Origin of the sequence: Flavobacterium sp. RSP46 (assembly GCF_003984825.1) — a bacterium.
GTDB lineage: Bacteria > Bacteroidota > Bacteroidia > Flavobacteriales > Flavobacteriaceae > Flavobacterium.
Genome location: NZ_RYDM01000001.1, coordinates 437,319 through 460,572, shown reverse-complemented (window position 1 = coordinate 460,572; position 23,254 = coordinate 437,319). Strand labels below are relative to the sequence as shown.

Annotated in this window: 19 protein-coding genes, 1 tRNA gene and 2 pseudogenes; 13 read left to right on the top strand and 9 right to left on the bottom strand. The window is 35.8% G+C overall.

Annotated features, from left to right (window positions below):
- Nucleotides 1-21: 21 nt before the first annotated feature.
- Nucleotides 22-92 (bottom strand) — tRNA-Gln (locus EKM01_RS02055).
- 237 nt (nucleotides 93-329) lie between these two features.
- Here EKM01_RS02055 and EKM01_RS02050 point away from each other — a divergent pair.
- The gene (locus EKM01_RS02050; RefSeq protein ID WP_126563420.1) at nucleotides 330-3,611 is read left to right on the top strand and encodes a DUF2723 domain-containing protein; all 3,282 of its coding nucleotides are present in this window, start codon (nucleotides 330-332) and stop codon (nucleotides 3,609-3,611) included.
- Between the two features lie 72 nt (nucleotides 3,612-3,683).
- Nucleotides 3,684-4,319 carry a polysaccharide deacetylase family protein gene (locus tag EKM01_RS02045; RefSeq protein WP_126563490.1) on the top strand — a complete coding sequence of 212 codons (636 nt, stop codon included), beginning with the start codon at nucleotides 3,684-3,686 and terminating at the stop codon, nucleotides 4,317-4,319.
- Between the two features lie 5 nt (nucleotides 4,320-4,324).
- Here the strand turns inward: EKM01_RS02045 and EKM01_RS02040 are convergent, their stop codons facing one another.
- Nucleotides 4,325-4,621 (bottom strand): co-chaperone YbbN, encoded by a 297-nt coding sequence (locus EKM01_RS02040; RefSeq protein ID WP_126458398.1) that lies wholly within the window; start codon nucleotides 4,619-4,621, stop codon nucleotides 4,325-4,327.
- A 64-nt stretch (nucleotides 4,622-4,685) separates the two neighbouring features.
- Nucleotides 4,686-5,930: a metallophosphoesterase gene (locus tag EKM01_RS02035; RefSeq protein ID WP_126563421.1), complete on the bottom strand. Its 1,245-nt coding sequence runs from the start codon at nucleotides 5,928-5,930 to the stop codon at nucleotides 4,686-4,688.
- 329 nt (nucleotides 5,931-6,259) lie between these two features.
- Here EKM01_RS02035 and polA point away from each other — a divergent pair, with 329 nt between their 5' ends.
- The 3 genes from polA (at nucleotide 6,260) to EKM01_RS02020 (ending at nucleotide 10,758) form a co-directional block, all read left to right on the top strand.
- Entirely contained in the window at nucleotides 6,260-9,100 is a 2,841-nt protein-coding gene (gene polA, locus EKM01_RS02030) for a DNA polymerase I (RefSeq protein WP_126766584.1), read from the top strand.
- A 305-nt stretch (nucleotides 9,101-9,405) separates the two neighbouring features.
- Nucleotides 9,406-10,314 (top strand): pseudouridine synthase, encoded by a 909-nt coding sequence (locus tag EKM01_RS02025; protein ID WP_126458390.1) that lies wholly within the window; start codon nucleotides 9,406-9,408, stop codon nucleotides 10,312-10,314.
- 63 nt (nucleotides 10,315-10,377) lie between these two features.
- Nucleotides 10,378-10,758 carry a nuclear transport factor 2 family protein gene (locus EKM01_RS02020; protein ID WP_231507426.1) on the top strand — a complete coding sequence of 127 codons (381 nt, stop codon included), beginning with the start codon at nucleotides 10,378-10,380 and terminating at the stop codon, nucleotides 10,756-10,758.
- Between the two features lie 78 nt (nucleotides 10,759-10,836).
- Here the strand turns inward: EKM01_RS02020 and EKM01_RS02015 are convergent, their stop codons facing one another.
- The gene (locus EKM01_RS02015) at nucleotides 10,837-12,984 is read right to left on the bottom strand and encodes a M3 family metallopeptidase (RefSeq protein WP_126766579.1); all 2,148 of its coding nucleotides are present in this window, start codon (nucleotides 12,982-12,984) and stop codon (nucleotides 10,837-10,839) included.
- Nucleotides 12,985-13,163: 179 nt separating this feature from the next.
- On the opposite strand from EKM01_RS02015, the gene EKM01_RS02010 reads away from it, so the two are divergent.
- Both EKM01_RS02010 and EKM01_RS02005 read left to right on the top strand, forming a co-directional pair.
- A complete protein-coding gene (locus tag EKM01_RS02010) occupies nucleotides 13,164-14,930 on the top strand; it encodes a DUF885 family protein (RefSeq protein WP_126766575.1) in 1,767 nt (588 codons plus the stop codon).
- A 1-nt stretch (nucleotide 14,931) separates the two neighbouring features.
- Nucleotides 14,932-15,621 (top strand): hypothetical protein, encoded by a 690-nt coding sequence (locus EKM01_RS02005; RefSeq protein WP_126739806.1) that lies wholly within the window; start codon nucleotides 14,932-14,934, stop codon nucleotides 15,619-15,621.
- Between the two features lie 164 nt (nucleotides 15,622-15,785).
- Here the strand turns inward: EKM01_RS02005 and EKM01_RS14700 are convergent, their stop codons facing one another.
- The 5 genes from EKM01_RS14700 to EKM01_RS14895 form a co-directional block, all read right to left on the bottom strand.
- Nucleotides 15,786-16,139, bottom strand: a complete 354-nt coding sequence (locus EKM01_RS14700; RefSeq protein WP_233584046.1) for a hypothetical protein — start codon at nucleotides 16,137-16,139, stop codon at nucleotides 15,786-15,788.
- Nucleotides 16,120-16,380: a hypothetical protein gene (locus EKM01_RS14695; RefSeq protein ID WP_233584045.1), complete on the bottom strand. Its 261-nt coding sequence runs from the start codon at nucleotides 16,378-16,380 to the stop codon at nucleotides 16,120-16,122. Before EKM01_RS14695 ends, EKM01_RS14700 begins: the two co-directional genes overlap by 20 nt.
- Nucleotides 16,367-17,281 carry a bifunctional molybdenum cofactor biosynthesis protein MoaC/MoaB gene (gene moaCB / locus EKM01_RS01995; RefSeq protein ID WP_126561234.1) on the bottom strand — a complete coding sequence of 305 codons (915 nt, stop codon included), beginning with the start codon at nucleotides 17,279-17,281 and terminating at the stop codon, nucleotides 16,367-16,369. Before moaCB ends, EKM01_RS14695 begins: the two co-directional genes overlap by 14 nt.
- Before the next feature lie 189 nt (nucleotides 17,282-17,470).
- Nucleotides 17,471-18,298, bottom strand: a complete 828-nt coding sequence (cobA, locus tag EKM01_RS01990) for a uroporphyrinogen-III C-methyltransferase (protein WP_126766572.1) — start codon at nucleotides 18,296-18,298, stop codon at nucleotides 17,471-17,473.
- Nucleotides 18,295-18,426, bottom strand: a complete 132-nt coding sequence (locus tag EKM01_RS14895; RefSeq protein ID WP_255416412.1) for a hypothetical protein — start codon at nucleotides 18,424-18,426, stop codon at nucleotides 18,295-18,297. Before EKM01_RS14895 ends, cobA begins: the two co-directional genes overlap by 4 nt.
- An 885-nt stretch (nucleotides 18,427-19,311) precedes the next feature.
- Between EKM01_RS14895 and EKM01_RS01985 the strand changes: the two genes are divergently transcribed.
- The 6 genes and pseudogenes from EKM01_RS01985 to EKM01_RS01965 all read left to right on the top strand — a co-directional run bounded on the left by EKM01_RS01985 (nucleotide 19,312) and on the right by EKM01_RS01965 (nucleotide 23,246).
- Nucleotides 19,312-20,550, top strand: coding sequence for a hypothetical protein (locus EKM01_RS01985; protein WP_126766569.1), 1,239 nt, complete (start codon nucleotides 19,312-19,314; stop codon nucleotides 20,548-20,550).
- A 23-nt stretch (nucleotides 20,551-20,573) separates the two neighbouring features.
- A pseudogene (locus EKM01_RS01980) lies at nucleotides 20,574-20,750 on the top strand (DUF4212 domain-containing protein); the annotation flags it as partial.
- Nucleotides 20,734-20,928, top strand: coding sequence for a hypothetical protein (locus tag EKM01_RS14625; protein ID WP_199749395.1), 195 nt, complete (start codon nucleotides 20,734-20,736; stop codon nucleotides 20,926-20,928). The pseudogene EKM01_RS01980 and the gene EKM01_RS14625, both read left to right, overlap by 17 nt.
- Nucleotides 20,886-21,089, top strand: a pseudogene (locus EKM01_RS14620) (hypothetical protein); the annotation flags it as partial. The gene EKM01_RS14625 and the pseudogene EKM01_RS14620, both read left to right, overlap by 43 nt.
- A 255-nt stretch (nucleotides 21,090-21,344) precedes the next feature.
- On the top strand, nucleotides 21,345-21,764 hold the full coding sequence (locus EKM01_RS01970; RefSeq protein WP_126453860.1) for a helix-turn-helix domain-containing protein: 420 nt from the start codon (nucleotides 21,345-21,347) through the stop codon (nucleotides 21,762-21,764).
- 102 nt (nucleotides 21,765-21,866) lie between these two features.
- Nucleotides 21,867-23,246, top strand: a complete 1,380-nt coding sequence (locus tag EKM01_RS01965; RefSeq protein WP_126766564.1) for a porin — start codon at nucleotides 21,867-21,869, stop codon at nucleotides 23,244-23,246.
- The last annotated feature ends 8 nt before the right edge of the window (nucleotides 23,247-23,254 follow it).

Below are 23,254 nucleotides of genomic sequence, written 5' to 3'. Positions count from 1 at the left end.
CAGAAATTGAGAGGTTTTTTGTTGGTCTACAAGGACTCGAACCTTGAACGACTGCACCAAAAACAGTTGTGTTACCATTACACCATAGACCAGCATTGCTGCTAAGCGAGTGCAAATTTAAAATAAAATTTAGTTTGCACAAATTTTTTTTACCTTTTTATTAAAAAAAAATAACAAAAAATAAAATCAGCTGCAAAATATCTCAAAAGAGCTTTACAATCAATTGATTATTGAATTTCATTACTTTTCCAGAAAATAGTGTTAATGCTACTAGGGTTAAATAAAAAAACATTTTCTTTGTAACTTACATTTAAACTAAATTTTAGTACATGGACAAAGGAACATTCAACTTCAATAAATGGAACACAATTATTGGTTGGTTAACATTTGGAATCGCATTATTAACTTACACTTTAACTGTTGAGCCTACCATGAGTTTTTGGGATTGTGGCGAATACATTTCCACCGCAGCAAAACTTCAAGTTGGCCACCCTCCGGGAGCTCCTTTATACCAGATGATTGGCGCTTTTTTTGCCATGTTTGCATCAGATGATCAACACATTGCCTTAATGGTAAATATGATGTCTGTATTCTCGAGTGCCTTTACTATTTTATTCCTTTTTTGGTCTTCGTCTATACTTCTAAAAAAATTGATTTCCCGATTTTCAGAGACTAACAGAAACAATGAAATCGTTATACTAGGAAGTTCATTTGTTGGTGCTTTAGCCTTCACTTTTTCAGATAGCTTTTGGTACAATGCTGTCGAGGCTGAGGTTTACGCCATGGCATCCTTGTTTATTGCCCTATTGTTTTGGCTGGGTTTACGCTGGGAGCAAGACATGAATACTCCAAGAGGAAATAAGTGGTTATTGATTATTTCTCTTGTTGTAGGACTTTCCTTTGGGGTTCACTTTATGGCATTACTAACAATTCCCGCAATAGGTTTTCTTTATTTTTTTAAAAACTATAAGGTAGTAACAGTTAAAAGTTTCCTTATTGCAAATGTTGTAGTAATTGCTATTTTGTTGTTTATTTTCAAATTGCTACTTCCTATGACCATGGGATTCTTTGGTAAAACAGAAGTTTTTATGGTCAATAGTTTAGGACTGCCGTTTGACTCGGGCACTGTGTTTGTTACAATAGCTTTGATTGCTTTCTTTTACTTTGGATTGAAATACACCAAACAAAAAGGCTTTGTGTTCTACAACACCATAATTCTTTGCATCCTTTTTATTTTAATTGGTTTCTCGACATGGATGATGCTACCCATTCGAGCAAATGCAAATACTGTAATCAATGAAAACAAACCGTCTGATGCCCGCGAAGTTTTAGCCTATTACAATAGAGAACAATATGGTGTAAATGCATTGTTCTATGGTCCACAATACACAGAGAATTTTGCCGGATTAGATGCCAATAATCCTTATTTAGACAAAGCACCCAATTATGAAAGAGATTATAAAACAGGGAAATATGTTATTGTCAATAATTATAAAAATGCTTCCCAAAATTCAGATGACAATCATAAAACCATTCTCCCAAGAATGTGGAGCGATGGACATATTGAAAATTACATGAATTTTACCAATCCGCCTCAATTCAAATTAAATCCTAATTATCCTTACGAGGATGATTTAGCAAAATACGGTATTGATGCCAGTCAGCTTAGTGAAGAAGATTACAATAAAGCGATTGCACAACTCAAAAATGAAACTCAAAAAATAATTTCTGAATTCAGACAAGCCTACGCACAAAAACAAATTGACAACGAAGGATATGTCACCTTCCTAAAAAGTTATGGCGACTATTTGATTGTTGAAAAACCAACAACTGCGGACAATCTAGGTTTTATGGTAGAGTATCAATTTGGATACATGTATTGGAGGTACTTGATGTGGAATTTTGTTGGCCGTCAAAATGATGTTCAGGGACGATACGACTATCTGGATGGCAACTGGCTCAGTGGTATAAAATTCATTGATGAATTGCATTTAGGAAGTCAGGACAACTTACCATCGGATGTATTGAACAATAAAGGTCGGAATGTATATTTCTTTTTGCCTTTTATTCTGGGCCTTATTGGACTTATGTATCATGCCAATAAGGATTTAAAAAGCTTTTATGTTTTGCTTGCCTTGTTTCTTTTTACGGGAATAGCCCTGAAAATTTATTTGAACGAAAGGCCTTTTGAACCTCGAGAAAGGGATTATGCATTGGTAGGCTCCTTTTATGTATTTGCCATCTGGATAGGCTTTGGTGTTTACGCCTTGTATGAAAGTGTCAAAAAACATCTCGCTCCAAAAATAGCTGGCCCTCTCCTTATCGCATTAAGTTTAGTAGTGGCACCAGTGCTTATGGCGTCACAAAACTGGGATGACCACGACCGTTCCGGCAAATATACCGCGTTGTCTATGGCAAAAGCATATCTTACTTCGTGTGACCCTAATGCCATCTTATTCACCATTGGAGACAATGACACTTTCCCGCTTTGGTACGCACAGGAAATTGAAAAAATAAGAACCGATGTCAAAATTGTAAACACCAGTTTATTCATGACGGACTGGTATATCGATCAAATGAAAACCAAAACATACGAATCAGACCCGGTACCGGTTTCGTTTACACACGAGGAGTATGTGGGAGACAAATTAGACTATGTGGCTCATATTCCAAAAATTGAAAGTCGCTGGGATATAAAAGATTTTATCGATTTTATTAAAAATCCTAAATCAACGGTAGGAATGCAAAACGGACAAACCATCCATTTTTACCCAACCAATAAGATTCGGATTCCCGTTGACAAAAATACGATCATACAAAACAAAGTAGTATCCCCTAAATACAATGACTCTATAGTGCCTTATATTGATATAGACATCAAAGGAAATGCCTTATATAAAAACAGATTGATGATGTTAGATATCATTGCTAATAACAATTGGAAAAGACCAATTTATTTTAGCAATGGGGCTTATGACGCTGAAGACTATTTATGGATGAAAGACTACCTTCAACTAGAAGGATTGGCGTATAAATTGGTTCCTATAAAAACTCCCTTCCCAAAAGATGGCAGCCCATTAAATATGGGTATGATTGATTCAGACAAACTATATAATAATGTTATGAAAATGGATTGGGGAAATAGCGAAAATCCATCCATCTATCACGATCCTGAGACAAGAAAGAACAGTATTAATTACCGTTCTTTCCTTTCTAGACTGATGAATCAGTTAATCCTAGAAGGACAGAAAGAAAAAGCCAAAAAAATCATTGATTTAGCTATGGCAAAAATGCCTTTGGACAGCTTTGGCTATTATTCATTAGTAGAACCTTTTGCGGGGGGCTATTATAAAACTGGCGAAAAAATAAAAGCCGAACAATTATTGGACCGATTAGTCTTTAAGTACCAAGAAAACCTCAACTATTATGGCAATCTTAAATCTTCTGAACAAAGCAGTATTGCAATTCCAATCATAACTGATATTGAGCGCTACAGAAGCCTCTTGCAAGTCATGAAAGAAAATGGCGATCTCGCATTTTACAATAAGAACAAAATTGTCTTCAATACGTACATCAAAATGTTTGAACGTTTTGGACGCGACAAAGAGTAATATTAAAGAGCCATTAAAAAAATAGCGACATTTTTCAATGTCGCTATTTTTTTAAATTTTAAAATGAAAAAAATGAAATTGTACTGGATAAAAACCAATTGGATTATAAAAAAAATATTCTCTAATTATAGTTGGGATGTCTCCAATACAGGAAATACTGTATACCTTACCTTTGATGACGGCCCCATTCCAGAAGTTACAGAATGGGTTTTGGTGGAATTAAAAAAATACGGAATCAAAGCCACTTTTTTCTGTATTGGAAATAATATCGAAAAAAATTCTGAAATATTCAAAAAGGTGATTCGGGAAGGCCACACCATAGGAAACCACACTTTCAACCACTTAAATGGCTGGCAAACAACTACTGATACGTACATCAAAAACACGAAACAAGCTCAAGAAGCGATTGAAAACCACACCCATCCAGACGCTAAACTTTTTCGCCCTCCGTATGGAAAAATAAAAAAATCGCAATCAAAAAAACTACAAAAACTAGGGTACAAAATAATTATGTGGGATGTCCTGAGTGCTGATTTTGATGCCACAATATCTAAAGAAAAATGCCTGAATAATGTGTTGTCAAATGTAAGACCGGGGAGTATTATTGTTTTTCACGACAGTATAAAAGCGTTCAAGAACCTACAATACGTGTTGCCAAAAACACTAGCTTATTTAAAAGAAAATAATTTTAAGTGCAACCCTTTATAAAAATATTACAATTGTTCCTGAACGAGACTAATTATCGTATTGGCGTCAAGTTCTCCGGACTGTCTCCAGATCATCTGACCTTGTTTATAGATCATCAACGTAGGCAACCCTTTGATCCGCAAAGCATCCGCTAATTCTTGATTTTTATCCACGTCAATCTTAATGACTTTCGCTTTATCGCCAAGGGCCGCCGCTACATCTCTGATCACAGGATGCATTAAAACGGAGGATTCATTCCACTCCGTATAAAAGTCAATTAATACCGGAATTTTAGTATTTATAAGTTCTCCAAATTTTGACATAAAACCAAAAATTTAATTTTTAAAATTCACTAAACAGAGATGTTAATTTTACAAATGTAGCATTTTAAACGAATTCTGCTACATTAGTGCCTTTTTTTAGTTCGATGACCGTTATTTCCGGCATGATTCCTACTCTTCCGGGAAAGGCATGAAAACCAAATCCCCTATTGACATAAACGTATCTTCCCATGTTTTCATATAAGCCGGCCCATTGTTTGTATACGTATTGCGCCAAACTCCATTTGAAATAACCGGGAATTTCGATTCCAAATTGCATTCCGTGTGTGTGTCCGGAAAGCGTAAGGTGGTAGTGTTTATCATCGTGCTGCACCACGTGCTCCCAATGGGAAGGGTCATGGCTCATCAAAATCTTGAAATCTTCTTTCTTTAACTGCCCCGAAGCCTTATTCAAATCTCCGGCCTGCTTGAAATTATGTCCCCAGTTTTCGACACCTACTAATGCTATTTTGGCATCTCCTTTCTCGATAAACGTATGCTCATTCAGCAATAAATCAAACCCAATTTCTCCGTATAAATTTTTTATTGCCTTAAAATTATCTGCTTTTGCGGCTTCACTTGGCCAGGTTACATATTCTCCGTAATCATGATTCCCCAAAACGGAATATTTGCCATATTCATGTTTCTTAATTCGGTTGAATGTTTCTATCCAAGGATGCATCTCTTTGGCGTGCGTATTGACAATATCTCCAGTAAACAGAATCATATCTGAATTTTGCTCATTTACCAAGTCAATCGCATAATTAATTTTTTCCGGGTCATCAAAGCTTCCACTATGAACATCGGATATTTGAGTAATTTTAAAACCATCAAAAGCATCCGGTAAATCCGGAAAAAAAATACGCTGCCTGATCACTTTGTAATTGTATTTCCCAATTGTGACTCCATATATCAAGGATAAAAACGGAACCGCCGCTAACCCTAATCCTATTTGACTGATAAACTTTCTTCTGGAATTAAGGAAATCAGTACTCTTGTCATAATCCACGAAAAAATTTAAGGCTCCAGCACCTACTCTAAAAATGTCTTCCCCTATTAAAATTAAGGCTAAAATTAATTTTGGAACATAAACAATAAGCAACAATCCCATGCTAAACATGAATTGCTGGGTTTGTCCTACGCTACGGTCAAATTGCATTAAAGAATACACGATATATATTAAAACTAATAGGCTTATACCCTGAATTGAAAACAATATTAGTTTTGATTTTATCAAAGTTTTTAAGATCTGAAAAGTATACAGCTCAATAATAAGTAGAATTGAACACAAGAATACGACACGGAAAATCATTTTTAATCAAATTTTACACAAAATAACAAATTAAGAAAATAGTATGCGTTTTTATTAATCTAAATTTAACTAAAATTACATTAAATCAACTTGAAACAGCTTAGCTGAAATAGAAAAACTTAATTTTAAATAAAAAGCAAAACCGTTATCGTACAAATTATTCGTGCTTTATTTAATAAACAAGTTTAACAAATATAAAATCGCTACACCTAAGCCCCTGTTTCTCCTATTTTATTTTAAAAAATATAGTGAAATTGATTTGAAGAAATATTTCATGCCTTTATCTGACAAGTTTTGTACTTTTGAAAACTTTACAAAAATCACAATTCATGTCACAACAAAAACGCCTGTTTCTTCTTGATGCCTATGCCCTAATCTTCAGAGGCTATTATGCTTTTATAAAAAATCCACGGATCAATTCTAAAGGAATGGATACATCCGCCATTATGGGTTTTATGAATTCATTGATGGATGTTATAAAAAGAGAAAAACCAGATCATTTAGCCGTTGCTTTTGACAATGGTGGCAGCCAGTTGAGAAATGACATCTTCCCGGAATACAAAGCCCATCGTGATGCTACTCCGGAAGCCATAAAAATTGCTATTCCTTATATCCAAGATTTACTGAAAGCCATGCATATTCCTATAATAGAAGTCAAAGGCTATGAGGCTGATGACCTAATTGGGACCATTGCCAAACAAGCCGAAAAACAAAATTATAAAGTTTTTATGGTCACCCCGGATAAGGATTTTGCACAACTTGTTTCTGAAAACATATTTATGTACAAACCTGCCCGAATGGGGAATGGAATAGAGATCTGGGGAATTCCTGAGGTTTTGGCAAAATTTGAAATTGAACGCCCGGATCAGGTAATCGATTTCCTTGGAATGATGGGTGATGCAGCGGATAATATTCCAGGACTTCCCGGGGTAGGCGAAGTCACTGCAAAGAAGTTTCTAAAAGAATTTGGAACCATGGAAAATCTTTTAGCTAATACGGATAAGCTGAAAGGAAAAATGAAAGAGAACATTGAGGCGAACAAGGAAAAAGGATTATTATCTAAAACCTTAGCCACAATTTTACTGGATTGTCCCGTTATTTTTGATGAAACGGACTATGAATTATCCACTCCTGATGTCGAAAAAACAGACGCACTGTTCAACGAGTTAGAATTCCGCCGAATGGCAGAGCAGTTTGACGCTATATTCAAAAAAGGAGCGACTGCGACAGCCAATAACCCGGTTGATGAAACTAAATTATATAAAAAACCACAACCTAAAACTGAAGAACAGTTTGATCTTTTTGGAAGTGCCATTCAGGAAGATTCATCAGAAGAAACACGCCATCAATATTATAGTTCACTAGCAAATACAGAACATTCGTATCAGATAATCCAAGGGGATTTAGGGCTGAAGTTGCTGTTGCAAAATTTACAAAAACAAGCTTCAGTATGTTTTGACACCGAAACAACTGGTCTAGATGCTTTGCATGCCAAATTAGTGGGGATTTCGTTTTCTTTCGAAAAAGGAAAAGGATTCTATGTTCCTTTTCCGGAAAATCAAGAGGAAGCACAAGTTTTAATCGAGAAATTTATTCCTTTTTTCGAAAATGAAAACATCGAGAAAATTGGTCAGAATTTAAAATACGATTTAAAGATACTCTCTAATTACAAGGTTACCGTAAAAGGAAAACTATTCGATACCATGATTGCACATTATCTAATCAATCCGGATATGCGTCATAATATGGATATTTTGGCAGAAACATATTTAAAATATTCCCCGCAATCTATTGAAACTTTAATTGGAAAAAAAGGGAAAAACCAGAAATCAATGCGCGACGTTGAACTGGAAGAAATCAAAGAATATGCGGTTGAAGACGCTGATGTAACTTTGCAACTCAAGGAAATATTCACTTTAGAATTAGACAAAACCGGCACCAAAAAACTTTTTGAGGAAATCGAAATTCCATTGGTACCTGTTTTGGCCGCTATGGAAAAAGAAGGAATCCGCGTAGATGTCGATTTCTTGAAATCCCTGTCGAAAACCTTGGATGATGATATAAAGATACTGGAAGCAAATATTTATGAAACTGCCGGTGAAAAATTCAATCTCGCTTCCCCAAAACAACTGGGCGATGTATTATTTGACAAATTGAAAATTGGAGGAGCCAAACAAAAGAAAACCAAAACCGGTCAATACGCAACTGGAGAGGAAATCTTAAGTTATTTAGCCGCTGAAAACCCAATTGTAAAAGACATTCTGGATTGGCGACAATTGATAAAGCTGCAAAACACGTATGTTGATGCTTTACCCAACCAAGTTGACAAAATCACGAACCGCATACATACCGATTATATGCAAACCGTTGCGGCAACAGGACGATTGAGTTCGAATAATCCCAACTTACAAAACATCCCGATTCGAACCGAACGTGGCCGACAAATCCGGAAAGCATTTGTGGCACGAGATGAAAATTACACATTGGTTTCTGCAGATTATTCCCAAATAGAATTGCGGGTAATTGCTGCATTAAGCGGTGAAGAAAACATGATCAAAGCCTTTCAGAATCACGAAGACATTCACAAATCTACTGCTTCAAAAGTCTTTAATGTTTCGCTGGAAGAAGTGACTCGCGAGCAACGAAGTCAGGCCAAAACGGTCAATTTCGGAATCATATATGGTGTTTCGGCTTTTGGATTGAGCAATCAAACTAACTTATCTCGTAAAGAGAGCGCTGATTTGATTGAAGCGTATTACCAAACCTATCCAAGATTAAAGTCCTATATACAGAATCAAATAGATTTTGCAAGAGAGAATGGCTATGTACAAACAATACTGGGTCGTCGTCGTTATTTGAAAGATATTAATTCTCAAAACGCCATTGTTCGAGGTGGCGCAGAACGAAATGCGGTAAACGCACCAATTCAAGGCAGTGCTGCTGATATCATCAAAATTGCAATGATTAATATTCACGGAAAACTAACCTCTGAAAATTGGAAAAGTAAAATGTTGCTACAGGTTCATGATGAGCTTGTGTTTGATGTGCATAATGATGAACTCGAAAAAATCAAACCGATGATAAAATATGAAATGGAACATGCGTTTAAACTTGATGTACCTTTGGATGTAGATTTAGGAATGGGGAAAGATTGGCTGGAAGCGCATTAGTAACTGCTTGAAATATCCCAGAAAGATTGCATCTAAATAGTACAATTAGCGCTTTATTGCGGCAGTATTTCACTATTTCATTCCTGATAAAACGAACAAAAACAACTTATGAAAATAGCAAGATGACTAGATTTTTTTTGTTTTAAAAAGAAAAGGGGGAACAGTAGAAATCGAGAGCCAGCTCTAAAAAGCGAATTTAATTTTTTTTTAATTCACTTATTAACAAGCCAGTTACCTTTTTTATAATTGCCATCTATTGATTCTCAATTATATAAATACTATCTTTGCGCAAATTAAGGAATATTATGAATAATAAGCAAGGCAACAATAAAGGAAGTGGTGCTAGAACAAATAGTTCAAGACCAAGTTCTAACAAGCCAAAACCTGCGATGCAAAAACGGGCACAAGGGCCAAAAAAAGTTAAAATAAATACTAAAGTTGTAGCTGTCGATACGGATAAAGTAGAAAAAAAACCAAATCAAGCTCCTAAAAGACCAAAGGTAAAAGACGAAATCCGTTTGAATAAATACATCGCCAATTCTGGGGCATGCTCGCGTCGTGATGCGGATATTTACATTCAATCCGGAACTGTAAAAGTAAATGGAATTCCCGTTATCGAAATGGGATATATGGTAAAACCGGGAGACGTAGTAAATTTTGACGGTGCCACTTTGACACCGGAGAAAAAAGTATACATCTTATTGAACAAACCAAAAAACTTTACTACTGCGATGGACGAAGGTCAGGAATATCGTAATGTACTGGAACTGGTAAAAGGCTCTACAACAGCAAAAATTGGCGCTATTGGGAGAATGGACAAGAATACAACTGGTTTACTATTGTTTACGAATGATACGGATATGATTCGTAAATTTACGTTACCAAGTCAAAAATCATCTAAAATTTACCAAGTTTCATTAGATAAAAACTTGAAATTTGAGGATTTAGAAAAAATAAACAAAGGACTGACTCTTGATGGACACCGTGTTTTTGTGGAAGATGTAAGCTACATTGACGGAGAAGCGAAAAGTGAAATTGGATTACAGTTGAGATCCGCTAACGTGAAAGTGGTTCGTAATATTTTTGAACATTTCAGTTATGATGTGTTGCGTATTGACAGAGTTGCTTTTGCTGGTTTGACTAAAAAGAATTTACCAAGAGGAAACTGGAGATTGCTCACTGAACAAGAAATTATCAATTTGAAGAACGTTTAATATTTCTTTGACTATAAAATTAAATCCCTTTTGCGTAGCAAAACGGGATTTTTTTAATTAAAAATGCAAATTAAAATTAGTATGATGCCAGAAAAATTACAATCTATAGCTTTTAAATGGTTTGAAACTTTCAACAATAAAGAATTAGAAAAACTATTGTCTTTGTATGATGACGATGCTGTGCATTTTAGTCCAAAACTAAAAATATTCAAACCCGAAAGCAACGGTTTTGTCACCGGCAAAGAAGCCTTGCGAGAATGGTGGAAAGATACTTTTGAACGTTTGCCGAGTTTGAATTACAATGTAAAATCGCTTACCGCAAATGGTGACCGCGTTTTTATGGAATACATACGAACGGTAGCCGGTGAAGAAGATTTACTGGTAGCAGAAGTATTAGATATCAGAGAAGGTAAAATAATTGCTTCCAGAGTGTATCACGGATAAGCCTTTTTTGAAGGAAAATAAAAAACCCTACAACACATTATTTGTATTGTAGGGTTTTTGCTTTAGAACAAAATTATTTTATCCTTTTATCTTTTTAAATACTTCTTCTTTTTTGTCCAAACCACGTTTTCTCAACAGCGGTTCAATACTTGGCTCCGCACCGCGGAAACGTTTGTACAAAACCATCGGATCTTCTGTCCCTCCTTTTTCCAAAACATTCTCACGGAATAATTTGGCTTTTTCAGGATTGAACAAAGTAGTTGTTTTGAACGCTTCAAAAGCATCCGTATCTAAAACTCCTGACCATATATAACTGTAATATCCGGAAGAATATCCTCCAGAGAATATATGACTGAAATACGTACTTCGGTATCTTGGAATAATAGATGCAATCAAACCAATTTTTGTCATTGCTGCTTTTTCGAAAGCGTTTGCATCAACGGTAATGTCTTTGGTTTGAGAATGGTATTCTAAATCCAATAAAGAAGCTGCTAGATATTCTGTTGTAGTAAAACCTTGGTCAAAAGTCCCTGCTTTTTTTAATTTATTCACCAATGTTTCTGGAATCACTTCCCCAGTTTTATAATGCTTTGCATACATTTTTAAGACCTCTGGTTCAGCTGCCCAATTCTCCATAATTTGAGAAGGAAGTTCTACAAAATCTCTTGGAACACTTGTTCCTGCTAAACTTTTATAAGTCACATTAGACAGCATTCCGTGTAAAGAATGTCCAAACTCGTGAAAGAAAGTCGTAACCTCATCAAATGTCAAAAGTGCTGGGGCATTCTCTGATGGTTTAGTAAAATTACAAACAATAGAAACTACTGGAGCCACGCGTTTTCCGTCAACCGTTTTTTGAGTTCTGTACGAGGTCATCCATGCACCGCCTCGTTTGGATTCACGCGGATGAAAGTCCATGTATAAAACACCCAAATGGGTTCCGTCTTTCTCAGTCACTTCCCAAACGGTAACATCTTCATGGTATTTTGGAACATCCGTCAATACTTTAAACTGAAGCCCGTAAAGCTTTTCGGTTACTTGAAAAACGCCTTTTCTAACATTTTCTAAACTGAAATACGGCTTTAATTCTTCTTCGTCTAAATCAAAACGTTCTTTTCTAATTTTCTCCGTGTAATACCTCCAGTCATACGGCTGTACGGCACCTTTAATTCCTTCTTTAGCCATCATTTTCTGAATATCGGCGGCTTCCGTTTTAGCAATTTCCAAAGCTGGTTTCCACAAATCATTCAATAGCTTATTCACATTTTCGGGAGTTTTAGCCATTGATTCTTCCAAGACATAATTGGAATGTGATTTATACCCTAATAATCGTGCTTTTTGCCCACGAAGATTTGCTAATGCTATTGCATTCTTTTTATTGTCAAATTCATTATCTTGATTACCTCTAGTCTGGTAGGCATTCCAAATTTGCTTGCGCAATTCTCGATTAGAACTGTATTGCAGAAATGGCATCACACTGGAATTAGAAAGGGTAAAAACCCATTTTCCTTCTTTGCCTTTTGCTTTGGCATCAACAGCTGCGGCATCAATTAATCCTTGTGGCAATCCGGACAAATCTTTTTTGGTATGAACAACCAACTCGTATGAATTAGTCTCCGCCAAAATATTCTGTCCATACTTTAAACTGGTCAGCGAAAGATCTCCGTTTATTTTACGCAATATTTCCTTGTCAGCATTTGATAAATTGGCTCCACTACGAACGAAATCTTTGTACGCATTATCCAAAATTTTAGCCTGTTCTAAATTCAGTCCCAAAGTTTCTTTTTTGTCCCAAAGCGTTTTTACTTTTGCGAATAATTTCTCGTTCAGGTAAATATTATCTCTGTGCGCGGAAAGATTTGGTGCCATTTCTTTGGCAATATTCTGAATCTCTTTATTGGTATTCGCCGAATTCAGATTAGAAAAAACCGTATTCACATTCGATAATAATTCCCCTGCATTTTCCATGGCAAGAATCGTATTCTCAAAAGTAGCGGGTTGCGTATTATTTGCAACAGCATTAACCTCCGCTTGATGGGCACTAATTCCCTCTAAAATCGCGGGCTTAAAATGTTCGTTTTTAATTTTATCGAAAGGCGGCACATTAAACGGCGTGTCGTAAGCCTGAAAAAATGGATTCATACTAGTGTTTTCTTGTTTTTCTTGTGCTTCAATTGTTAGCATATTTCCGATAACTAACAAAATAAAAAAGGATTTTTTTCTCATTTAGGTGTGATTAATTAAAAAAGTAAATTTAGTAGAAATCTACTAAAAACAAACTGTACGATGGCGCGTTAACTAAATTTTATGACAAATAAAGATATTTTTACAAACGAAAAACTATCCTTACATTTGAATTTGAAAAAAAAACAATAAATTAGCTCAATCTATTACCAAATATAATTATGAAAAAAATAACCACTCTTTTACTTTCCGTAACCACTTCATTATTGCTACTTAATTGTAAATCGGAAGAAAAAAAACAAGACTTTAGCAGTCTGACAGAAAATTATTTTGACGACAAAAATGCTATGAATCCTCTGGATGCGACCCAAAGTGGTCAAAACCAATACAACGACCAACTGCAGTTTGAAATGACGGACAGTTTTAGAAAATCACAAGAAGCTTTCTTTGACAAATACCAAACTGCCTTAAAAGGATTTGATATTGAAGACTTATCCGAAGAGGAAAAAAACAGTTACGAAATCATCAAATGGGAAGTTGAAATCGGGAAAGATTTATTAAAACAACCGACAAATTTGCTGCCGGTACATCAATTTTGGGGAACACATCTAACCATGGGACAATTTGCGGGAGGAACCGGTGCACAACCATTTAAGACAGAACAAGATTACACCAATTTCCTAAAAAGAATGGACAAATATGCTGTCTGGATCGATTCAGCAATGGTGTATATGAAAAAAGGAATGGCAAAAGGGGTTGTTTTACCAAAATCATTAACGGTAAAACTGATTCCACAATTTGCAGAAATGGCTACACCTAAAATCGAAGACAATTTGTTTTATTCTTCTATAATACTCCTGCCTACTACTTTTCCTGACAGAATCAAAAACGAGTTAACCGCAAAATATACCGCAACCATCAACAACAAATTGATTCCGCAATACAAGAAAATGGCCGATTTCCTGAATAAAGAATATCTTCCTGCTTCCAGAGCTACCAGCGGAATAGGAAGTTTGCCTTTTGGAAAAGAGTTATATGCCACGTATGTAAAACAATGGACCACTACTGATATGACTCCCGAACAAATTCACGAACTGGGATTAAAAGAAGTCGCACGATTGAACGCCGAAATGGAAAAGGTAAAAACGCAAGTAGGTTTCAAAGGCACTTTATTAGAATTCTTTGAGGTGGTTAGAAACAAAAAAGAATTAAAACCATTTACAAAACCAGAAGAGGTTATAGCCAATTTTCAAAGCATTTATACCCGTATCAAACCGAATGTAGATAAATTATTCGCACTCCAACCCAAGACGAAGTTTGAAATCAGAAGAACAGAAGCCTTTAGAGAAAAAACGGCTAGCGCCGAGTACAATCAAGGAACTGCTGATGGTTCGCGCCCAGGCATTTTCTATGTTCCGATACCTGATGTAGCGAATTATAATATGTACGGCGATGAAGATTTGTTTTTGCATGAAGCCGTTCCTGGGCACCATTTCCAAATATCCTTGCAGCAGGAAAACGAAAATCTTCCTGACTTCAGAAAATTCAATTGGTTTGGCGCTTATGGTGAGGGTTGGGCTTTGTACACGGAAAGCTTAGGAAAAGAACTGGGATTGTATCAAGATCCGTATCAATACTTTGGAATGCTGGGCAATGAAATGCACCGCGCAGTGCGACTAGTAGTTGACACTGGACTGCACTCCAAAGGCTGGACTAGAGCGCAAGCCATCCAATATTCATTAGCAAATGAGGCCGAAAGTGAAGCTAGTATTATTCCAGAAATAGAGCGGTATATGGCCATCCCTGGACAGGCTTTATCCTATAAAATTGGTCAGTTGAAGATTCTAGAATTACGTAAAAAAGCCGAAACAAAAATGGGTGCTAAATTTGATATTAAAAAATTCCATGAAAAAGTATTGGAATCCGGTGTAATGCCTTTAGCGATATTAGAAAATAAAATTAATGCTTGGATACCTAAATCTAACTAAAATGAAAAAAATAACCGTTAACGTCTTATTCCTGTTCTGCATTGTTTTAAATAGCTATTCTCAAGGATATCTTGATAAAATTGACCCATACTCAACTGGTGTATTATATCGAAGCACTGATTTAAACAATCCTGTTTTAGCAAAAACAGAAGGCACGCAGTACCTCAATAAAGACTTTCAATTAGCGGAAGTTTCTGATGTTCCAAAAAAATTAATGGTGCGATACAATGCCGTCACAGACACTCTAGAGATTCAAAGTGAGGGTGACCAATTCTTTTCGCTCACAAAAAAAGCTCCATATAATACCATCACTATGGTTTCTAACCAAAATAAATTAAAACTTTTAAATTACACAAATAAAGAAGGCGACGTTTATGGGTACCTATCTGAATTACATGGTACAAGCTATTTCGCCTTGTACCGAAGAGATAAAATTATACTCCAAAAAGCAACAGAGGCCAGAACAAGCTATCAGCAAGCTAAACCCGCAAAATTTGTTAAAACAAATGCAGAGTATTATCTAAGTTTAGAAAATAAAACAGCAAGACCAATGCCAAAGAACAAGAAAGAGCTTCAAGACTTGTTCCCAATGAAAAAAGAGGAAATTGCAGTTTACTTAAAAAAGAATACCTTTTCTTTGAAAGAGGAAAAGAGTATTATTGAAATTGCAAAATTTCTTTCTGCTTTATAGAAACTTCACTAAAAAACATAGAAATCCGGAGATATACCTGATGACTCGGATATGTGAGCGCAACGATAGTGGACTTGCTAACTTTCCTCTCTAACCCCGAGGTAAAGCCTCGAGGAATTCAACTGATTGAAGAATTTGATTATGGGCACGAGCGGGCAATGTCATTAAGTTAAGGGGTTATTGTTTTTAATGGCAAAAGCAATCAAGTTTTCTATCGCTTCGCCATTTCTGAAAGGCGTCAGTAAATCTGTTTCGGAGTTAGAGAACAGACAGTTTTTTAGTTGCCCATTGGCCGTAAGGCGAATTCTGTTGCAACTGTAACAAAAAGGATTGGCTATCGAACTGATAATTCCAAAACTTCCCAAATAGTTTCGTGTTTTGAATTCTCTGGCAGTGAAGTTTTTATCGTCTTCTAATTTCTCTACATCGGATTGCCGGAAATGATGTAACACCTGATCCAGAATCTCCTTTTGAGCAACCATTTTGCTCTTGTCCCACTCATTTCCTCCAAAAGGCATGAATTCTATAAACCGAATCGAAATCGGTCAATCTTATTTTGTCAACACCATTATTGACGAATATTTGGGCGATTGCTTGAATTTCGTCAGTCGTCATCAGGCTCGCTTTTGGAGGTACTACAATTCCATCGACCGGCATGCAATAGGTGCAACGCAAATTGCATTTCTCAATTAGAGAAATACGTAAATAGTGGTGTTTACATCCAAAATCATTCGATAAAACAGCCTTATTTGATATCATGATTATTGCCTTTCAAAATATGAAAAACATGCAACACATGAGGAAATATCGCATCCATGGATTCCTTTGCGCCATTGGTTGAACCTGGCAAAGCCAATACCAACGAATTCCCTAAAGTTCCCGCGACTGTTCTGGAAAGCATGGAATACGGCATGCGTTGTTGTCCATAATTGCGAATGGCCTCCTCAATTCCCGGAATTCGGGTTTCTAATAAAGGCTCCAGTGCTTGCGGGGTAACATCTCTTGGCGAAAGCCCGGTTCCTCCTGTAAAAATGATTAATTGATTTTCTTTGGCAAAAGCTTTAGTCCGCTCCTGAATCACATCAATTTCATCCGGTATGATTTCGTAATGCGTCGTTTCTACGCCGCTAATTTCCAATTTTTCAACGATTATTTTTCCGGAACGATCTTGTTTATCTCCCGCAAAAATAGAATCGGAACAAACGAAAACCGCCGCTTTAATTGCGGATGGAAATCTATTTTTGAAAGACGATTTTCCGCCTTCCTTACTGATTAATTTAATGGTTGAAATCTCGATATTTTTGTCAATTGGTTTCAGCATGTCATACATCGTAAGCGCCACAATCGAAGCACCGTGCATCGCCTCTACCTCAACTCCGGTTTTGTAAACCGTTTTCACGTTGAAAATAATATCAATGCGTAATTCGTTAATTTCATATTCCACCGATGTAAATTCAATTGGAATAGGATGGCAATCCGGAATGGATAAATGCGTGTTTTTCACGGCAAATAAACCAGCCGTTTTAGCCATTTCCAGTACGTTTCCTTTGGGAACCAGATTATTTATAACGGCGTCAATTGTGGCTTGAAGACTCACAATTACTGTGGCCTTTGCGGTTGCTGTACGAAGCGTACTTATTTTATGTGTGATATCAACCATTTTTTTTTAAATGTTTAAAGTTTCAGGTTAAATCTGATAACGACTAATTATAGAAACTACGAACTACTTTTTAATTATTTTTGTACTTTAAAATGTTTAAGACAATCATTAAAGACAATCGCTATCGACAACGGACTTTATGACTTTCGCCTTTAAGACCTTCGACTCGGTTACTTTATGATATTTATACTACAACCTATTTTTATTCCCCGTAAAAGTACTGTTTTCAACTATTTCTTTATCAGAAACAGGTATATCTTCTACTTTCTTCTCTTGAAAATAAGCCGTTAGTTTTGAAGCATTTCGCACTACTTCTCCAATGACAATAATTGCAGGTGACGAAAGTTGGTGTTCTTGAACCAATTTCACAATAGAATTGATGGTTCCCACCACTTTTTTCTCCGTGTCTTTTGTTCCGTTCTGAATGATGGCAACCGGTAAATCATCGGTTCTGTTGTTTTGATAAATCGAAATAATTTCGTCTAATTTATTCATTCCCATCAAAATAACCACCGTTGCCGCGGATTGCGATGCCAAAGCCACATCTTTAGATAATTTATGATTCGAAGTAGTTCCGGTGATTACCCAAAAACTTTCGGCAATTTTACGCTGTGTCAAACTGATTCCGTTAGACGCCGGGACACCTAAAGCCGATGAAATTCCGGGAACAATTGCGGTTTCCAAATCAAATTTTTCAGCATATTCAATCTCTTCGCTTCCTCTTCCAAAAACAAATGGATCGCCGCCTTTCAACCGGACGACATGACCAAAACGTTTTGCCATCGATACAATCAATTCATTAATTTGATCTTGACTGTAGGCGTGACAACCAAAACGTTTCCCCACAAAAATAATTTCTGCCTGCGTCGCATATTGTAACAATTCCTCATTTACAAGGGCGTCATACAAAACAACAGCTGCACTTTTTAATGCTTTGATCGCTTTCAAAGTAATTAACTCTACATCTCCGGGACCTGCCCCTACGATTGTCAATTTTGGTGTATTAGAATTTTTCATTTTAACTGGGATAAATTGGTATTCAATTCGTTCAACTCGGCAACAGCATTTATATTTTTAAACATCTGTCTTTTTTCATTCGGAATCGGAATCAATTGGCGTTGTACAGTTGCAATAAAGCGCATCATTTTTAACTCATTTTCATCAATTGCCTTTTATAAAACTGGCAGTATTCGTTTCGAATAGATTCCTATCAAAGGATGCATCCGATTTGCCTCTTCAAAAGCAGTTTTTTATTTATGATAAATAAATTAGATTTATACAAAAAGACAAAAATTATATTAAAATCCTAGTCGTTTTATCGTTTTAGTTAAAAAATAAAAATAACTCAAGATACAGTCAATATGTGATTATTAAGCAAAAAATCTATTATATCGTCGTTTATTAAGATAATTAACTGAATATAAAACAGAATAATATAAAAATATATGTTATTTTTTAGATAATTCGTTTTTTGGATAATTGCAAATTTACTATAGTTATGCAAAATTTATATACACACGAACCTTTTCTTCTTTAAAAAAAATAGTTACACATAGCTTAAGCTCTGTAAGCAATACAAAAAACAGAAAGATACTAATAAATTTTATTTGAGAACTATTTATAAAACAACCACTGCATTTCCCTTATTACTCTTTTTTAATACAACAAAAGCATTCCTAATTTAAGAAATCGTATTGATTTTAAAACAAGGCAAGAATCGTGTTGTTCCCGCTGAACCAATAGCGGTTAAATTCCTGAAAAAAATATAATTACAAATAAAAATAATTTAACACATTGATTTTTAGAATTTTGATTGAATACGCTTCGTCAAAAACCAATCCCTTTTTGTTCTTGTCAGGCATGCATCAACCACAAACATACTTATCCATTCCGGTGCATTCAGGCTTTAATTTAAATAAAAACTATAGTATTTAACTTATATATATACCATATATTTTTATACTAAATATAAAATTGGACTTTAGCATTGTTGCAAGAATATTTTTTAACGCCTTAAATTCTAATTTATTATGAAAAAAACGTATTTGATAGCTTTCGTATTGCTCTTCTCTTTAAAAGGTTTTTCACAAGGTTCTCCAGATTATGGGGCTGGGATGAAATTCGATTTAAATGACGAAGGAACAAAATATCTAAGGGTGATTTCCTGGGCTCAAATTTGGTCCCAATACAATTCGGATCGCCCTTTAGATGCCAATGGAAACCAACAAGGCGATCTCGATTTTAGCGTTAGGAGATCCAGAGTATTATTGTTAGCACAAATTAATAAAGACTTTCTGATAGTCACCCATGTTGGATTGAATAGTTTAAATGCTAATTCAATGACGCCAACCGGACTTGGTGATGGCCCACAATTTTTTCTTCATGATGCATGGGCACAGTACAGTGTGGGCGCAAATAATGCCGTGGGAGCAGGGCTGCATTATTGGAACGGAATCTCCAGAATGAACAACCAAGGAACTTTGAACTTAATGACCTTAGACAATACGCGTCAAGGCTGGGCTACGCTGGGTTTATCGGATCAATTTGCCAGACATATTGGGGTTTATGCAAAAGGAACCGTTGGAAAGTTACAGTATCGCGTTTCTGTGAATGAAGCCTCAAATAATAATTTAGAACAATTAGTTGTGCCTACTAATGATGGAGCCGCCACCTATACCGGCAGAAGGTTATTGGGTTCAAAAGCTGCCGGAAAAACCTTTGCCGGTTATTTTGAATACAGCCTTTTTGATACCGAAAGCAATGTTTTGCCCTATAAAGTAGGATCCTATTTAGGAACACAAAAAGTATTTAATATTGGATCCGGATTTTTTTCCCATCCTAATGGTGCAGTCGTAGCGGATGCTTCGGGAAATATAAGTGGTAAAAATGTAAACATTTTTGCTCTGGATGCTTTTTACGATGTCCCAGTTGGCACTAAAGGAGGTGCCATAACCGCTTATGGTATGTTTCAAAAAACAGATTATGGCGAAAATTTTAGATTAGGAACTACATACGAAACCGGTTCTCTAGTTCACGGTCATGTAGGGTATGTTATTCCGGGAGAATCTAAAACCCGTATCCAGCCGTATGTATCTTATGACAATCGTCAAATTGATGTTTTAGACGATTCTGCAAATCAATTTGGAATTGGCGCCAATGCTTATTTCAGCGGCCATAATTCAAAATTAACGTTAGAATTTCAATCTCTGAAATATGCTACGTTCAACACCATCAATACCATTACATTGCAAGCCATGATCTATTTATAAATTAATCTATTAAAAAAAACAGTATGACAACACCAGAAAACGCAAGCGCCTATTGGAAGGAAAATATACGATACCTCTTTATTTTACTAGCGATCTGGTTTATCTCTTCTTTTGGAGCAGGAATACTATTTGCAGAATAATTAAACACCATAAAACTGGGCGGATTTCTACTGGGATTTTGGTTTGCACAACAAGGATCCGGCTTTTATAGCCACTGCTGAAGCAAAAGGATTAAAGGGAAGTGAACTAAAAAATGACAATGACATTATGGTATTGGCAAATCCGGAAATTGCCAATTTACCGGATTGGGTTATTGCTTTGGTAGCTGCGGGCGCTTTGGCATTTCTCCAGAAGGTTTTGGTACAATCGCTATGCTAGCCAATTTCATTGTTGCTTTTATTATCAATAGTTTTACACCGGAACCTCCGCAGGAAGTTCAGGAAATTGTAGAAAACATCCGAATTCCTTCTGGTGTTGGTGAAGACTCCTCCTTTAGAACCAATTTCAATACCAATAAAAAGCGCTATTCTTCAGATTGAATAGCGCTTTTTATTTACTACCGAAGATATTTTTGTCTAAAAAAAGGCACTACAAAGAGGCAAACCCTATTTAATTTTCAACACCTATTTAATTTCTATTTTCTAAAAACCATTTTATATAAAACTGCATTTATCTACTTATAATTAAAGCATTCCCCAATAAAAACAGATAGTGTGCAAAATAAATCCATTTTTTTTACACAATTCATTTTTAAATTGTTGCTAAATTACTATATTTATGCAAAATTTATATATATGGAGATTTTAAGCTGTCCTAAATGCCAAAACAATCAGATTATAAAAAGCGGCATAATCAACAGTAAACAAAGGTATTTATGCAAAAAATGCAAGTATTTTTTCACGGTTAACAAAATAGGAAAAAAGATTGATGATTACTATGTTACCAAGGCTTTACAGCTGTATCTGGAAGGACTCAGTTTTCGAGAAATAGAGCGTATTCTTGGCGTTTCACATGTTACGATCAGCAATTGGGTAAAGTCCTTTAACATCAAAAAACCTTCGCACGCAAACTACCACCCTACTTATAAGATTTTTAGTCACTTAGAACTGGTAGAATACCTCAAAAACAAACAATTGTTATCCGGGGCAGGCATGATCATTACAGAACTAGGAGACAAATTTATGCTCATAAAATGGGAACGATTCAAGGACTAACTATATATCTTTACATAAAAATATATCAAAATTTTTTTCTAGAATTAAATAACTCAATTTGGCACTTTATTAACCAACCATTTAATAACCAAAATTTTATTTATGAAAAAAATATTTTTTATAGCGGTACTATTATTATTGTCGCTAAAAAGTTTTTCACAAGGCTCTACTGACTATGGCGCTGGATTGAAATTTAACCTGAACGAAGACGGTTCCAAATTCATGCGTGTAATTGCATGGAACCAGATCTGGATGCGTTCCTCTCAGATGAATCCAGGAACAATGATTGGTGGCGAAGCAACTTCAACTGCAACCGACATTGGTAATCGACGTTTGCGTTTTCTAGCTTATGCACAAGTATCCAAAAGATACATGATCTTAACCCATTTTGGAATCAACAACCAAACTTTTATTAACGGTGGTGCAGCAGGATCCTCAGGTACTGGTGGCTACGGTGCCGGAAAAAAACCGGGTTTATTCTTTCATGACGCATGGAATGAATATGCAGTTGTATTGCCAGAAAAAGATAAGAAATTTAGTTTCACCCTCGGTGCTGGATTGCACTACTACATGGGATTGTCTAGACTTACGATGGCTTCAACACTAAACTTCTTAACCATAGACGCCCCTGTTTTTAACTGGCCTTTAATAGAGAACTCCGATCAGTTTGCCAGACAAGTAGGTTTATTCGCTAAAGGAAAATACGGTAAGTTAGAATACAGAATGAGTTATAATAAACCGTATGCTACGAATTTAACACCTACAAATACCTCGAATGCATCGAATGCCGTAGCTGTAGATAACAGTGGAAATACAAAATGGTCTAAAGCGGGTTATTTTGAGTATCAATTTTTAGATCAAGAAGCTAATGTATTGCCTTTTAAAGTAGGTAGCTATTTAGGAACTAAAAAAGTATTCAACATTGGCGCTGGTTTTTACACTGCGCCTGATGCCACAAAAACTTCTATAAACAGCACTATCAACAAACATGACATCAAACTTTTCTCTGCCGATGTTTTTCTTGATATGCCTATTGGAAAAAAAGAAAACAAAATGGCAGTTACAGCTTACAGTGTACTATATGATTATGATTTTGGTCCTAATTATTTGCGTAATGTTGGGATTATGAATATTGGCTCAGTAGATCCAAATTTCACAGGGAGTAGAGCTATAGCGGGAGCTGGAAATGCACAGCCAACGATGGGATCTGGAAATATTTGGTACACACAAGCTGGTGTTTTATTGCCATGTAAAGAAGCGAAACCTAAAATTCGTATCCAGCCTTTTGGTGCTGTTACCTATAAAAACTTTGATGCTTTGGAACAATCAAGCACACAGTTTGATGTAGGATCTAACTTTTTCCTAGATGGACACCATGCCAAAATAACGGCACAATATTCAACTAGACCCGTATACACCTCTCTTACAAACCGCTCAGGATCATTAGGAGACTTCATAGTACAACTTCAAATTTATCTATAATCAATTTT

What these genes read in the sequence shown, in the direction of transcription:
- EKM01_RS02050 (WP_126563420.1), top strand. Translation starts at nt 330, where the DNA reads ATGGACAAAGGAACATTCAACTTCAATAAATGGAACACAATTATTGGT.
- EKM01_RS02045 (WP_126563490.1), top strand. Translation starts at nt 3,684, where the DNA reads ATGAAATTGTACTGGATAAAAACCAATTGGATTATAAAAAAAATATTC.
- EKM01_RS02040 (WP_126458398.1), bottom strand. Translation starts at nt 4,621, where the DNA reads ATGTCAAAATTTGGAGAACTTATAAATACTAAAATTCCGGTATTAATT.
- EKM01_RS02035 (WP_126563421.1), bottom strand. Translation starts at nt 5,930, where the DNA reads ATGATTTTCCGTGTCGTATTCTTGTGTTCAATTCTACTTATTATTGAG.
- polA (WP_126766584.1), top strand. Translation starts at nt 6,260, where the DNA reads ATGTCACAACAAAAACGCCTGTTTCTTCTTGATGCCTATGCCCTAATC.
- EKM01_RS02025 (WP_126458390.1), top strand. Translation starts at nt 9,406, where the DNA reads ATGAATAATAAGCAAGGCAACAATAAAGGAAGTGGTGCTAGAACAAAT.
- EKM01_RS02020 (WP_231507426.1), top strand. Translation starts at nt 10,378, where the DNA reads ATGCAAATTAAAATTAGTATGATGCCAGAAAAATTACAATCTATAGCT.
- EKM01_RS02015 (WP_126766579.1), bottom strand. Translation starts at nt 12,984, where the DNA reads ATGAGAAAAAAATCCTTTTTTATTTTGTTAGTTATCGGAAATATGCTA.
- EKM01_RS02010 (WP_126766575.1), top strand. Translation starts at nt 13,164, where the DNA reads ATGAAAAAAATAACCACTCTTTTACTTTCCGTAACCACTTCATTATTG.
- EKM01_RS02005 (WP_126739806.1), top strand. Translation starts at nt 14,932, where the DNA reads ATGAAAAAAATAACCGTTAACGTCTTATTCCTGTTCTGCATTGTTTTA.
- EKM01_RS14700 (WP_233584046.1), bottom strand. Translation starts at nt 16,139, where the DNA reads ATGCCTTTTGGAGGAAATGAGTGGGACAAGAGCAAAATGGTTGCTCAA.
- EKM01_RS14695 (WP_233584045.1), bottom strand. Translation starts at nt 16,380, where the DNA reads ATGATATCAAATAAGGCTGTTTTATCGAATGATTTTGGATGTAAACAC.
- moaCB (WP_126561234.1), bottom strand. Translation starts at nt 17,281, where the DNA reads ATGGTTGATATCACACATAAAATAAGTACGCTTCGTACAGCAACCGCA.
- cobA (WP_126766572.1), bottom strand. Translation starts at nt 18,298, where the DNA reads ATGAAAAATTCTAATACACCAAAATTGACAATCGTAGGGGCAGGTCCC.
- EKM01_RS14895 (WP_255416412.1), bottom strand. Translation starts at nt 18,426, where the DNA reads ATGATGCGCTTTATTGCAACTGTACAACGCCAATTGATTCCGATTCCG.
- EKM01_RS01985 (WP_126766569.1), top strand. Translation starts at nt 19,312, where the DNA reads ATGAAAAAAACGTATTTGATAGCTTTCGTATTGCTCTTCTCTTTAAAA.
- EKM01_RS01970 (WP_126453860.1), top strand. Translation starts at nt 21,345, where the DNA reads ATGGAGATTTTAAGCTGTCCTAAATGCCAAAACAATCAGATTATAAAA.
- EKM01_RS01965 (WP_126766564.1), top strand. Translation starts at nt 21,867, where the DNA reads ATGAAAAAAATATTTTTTATAGCGGTACTATTATTATTGTCGCTAAAA.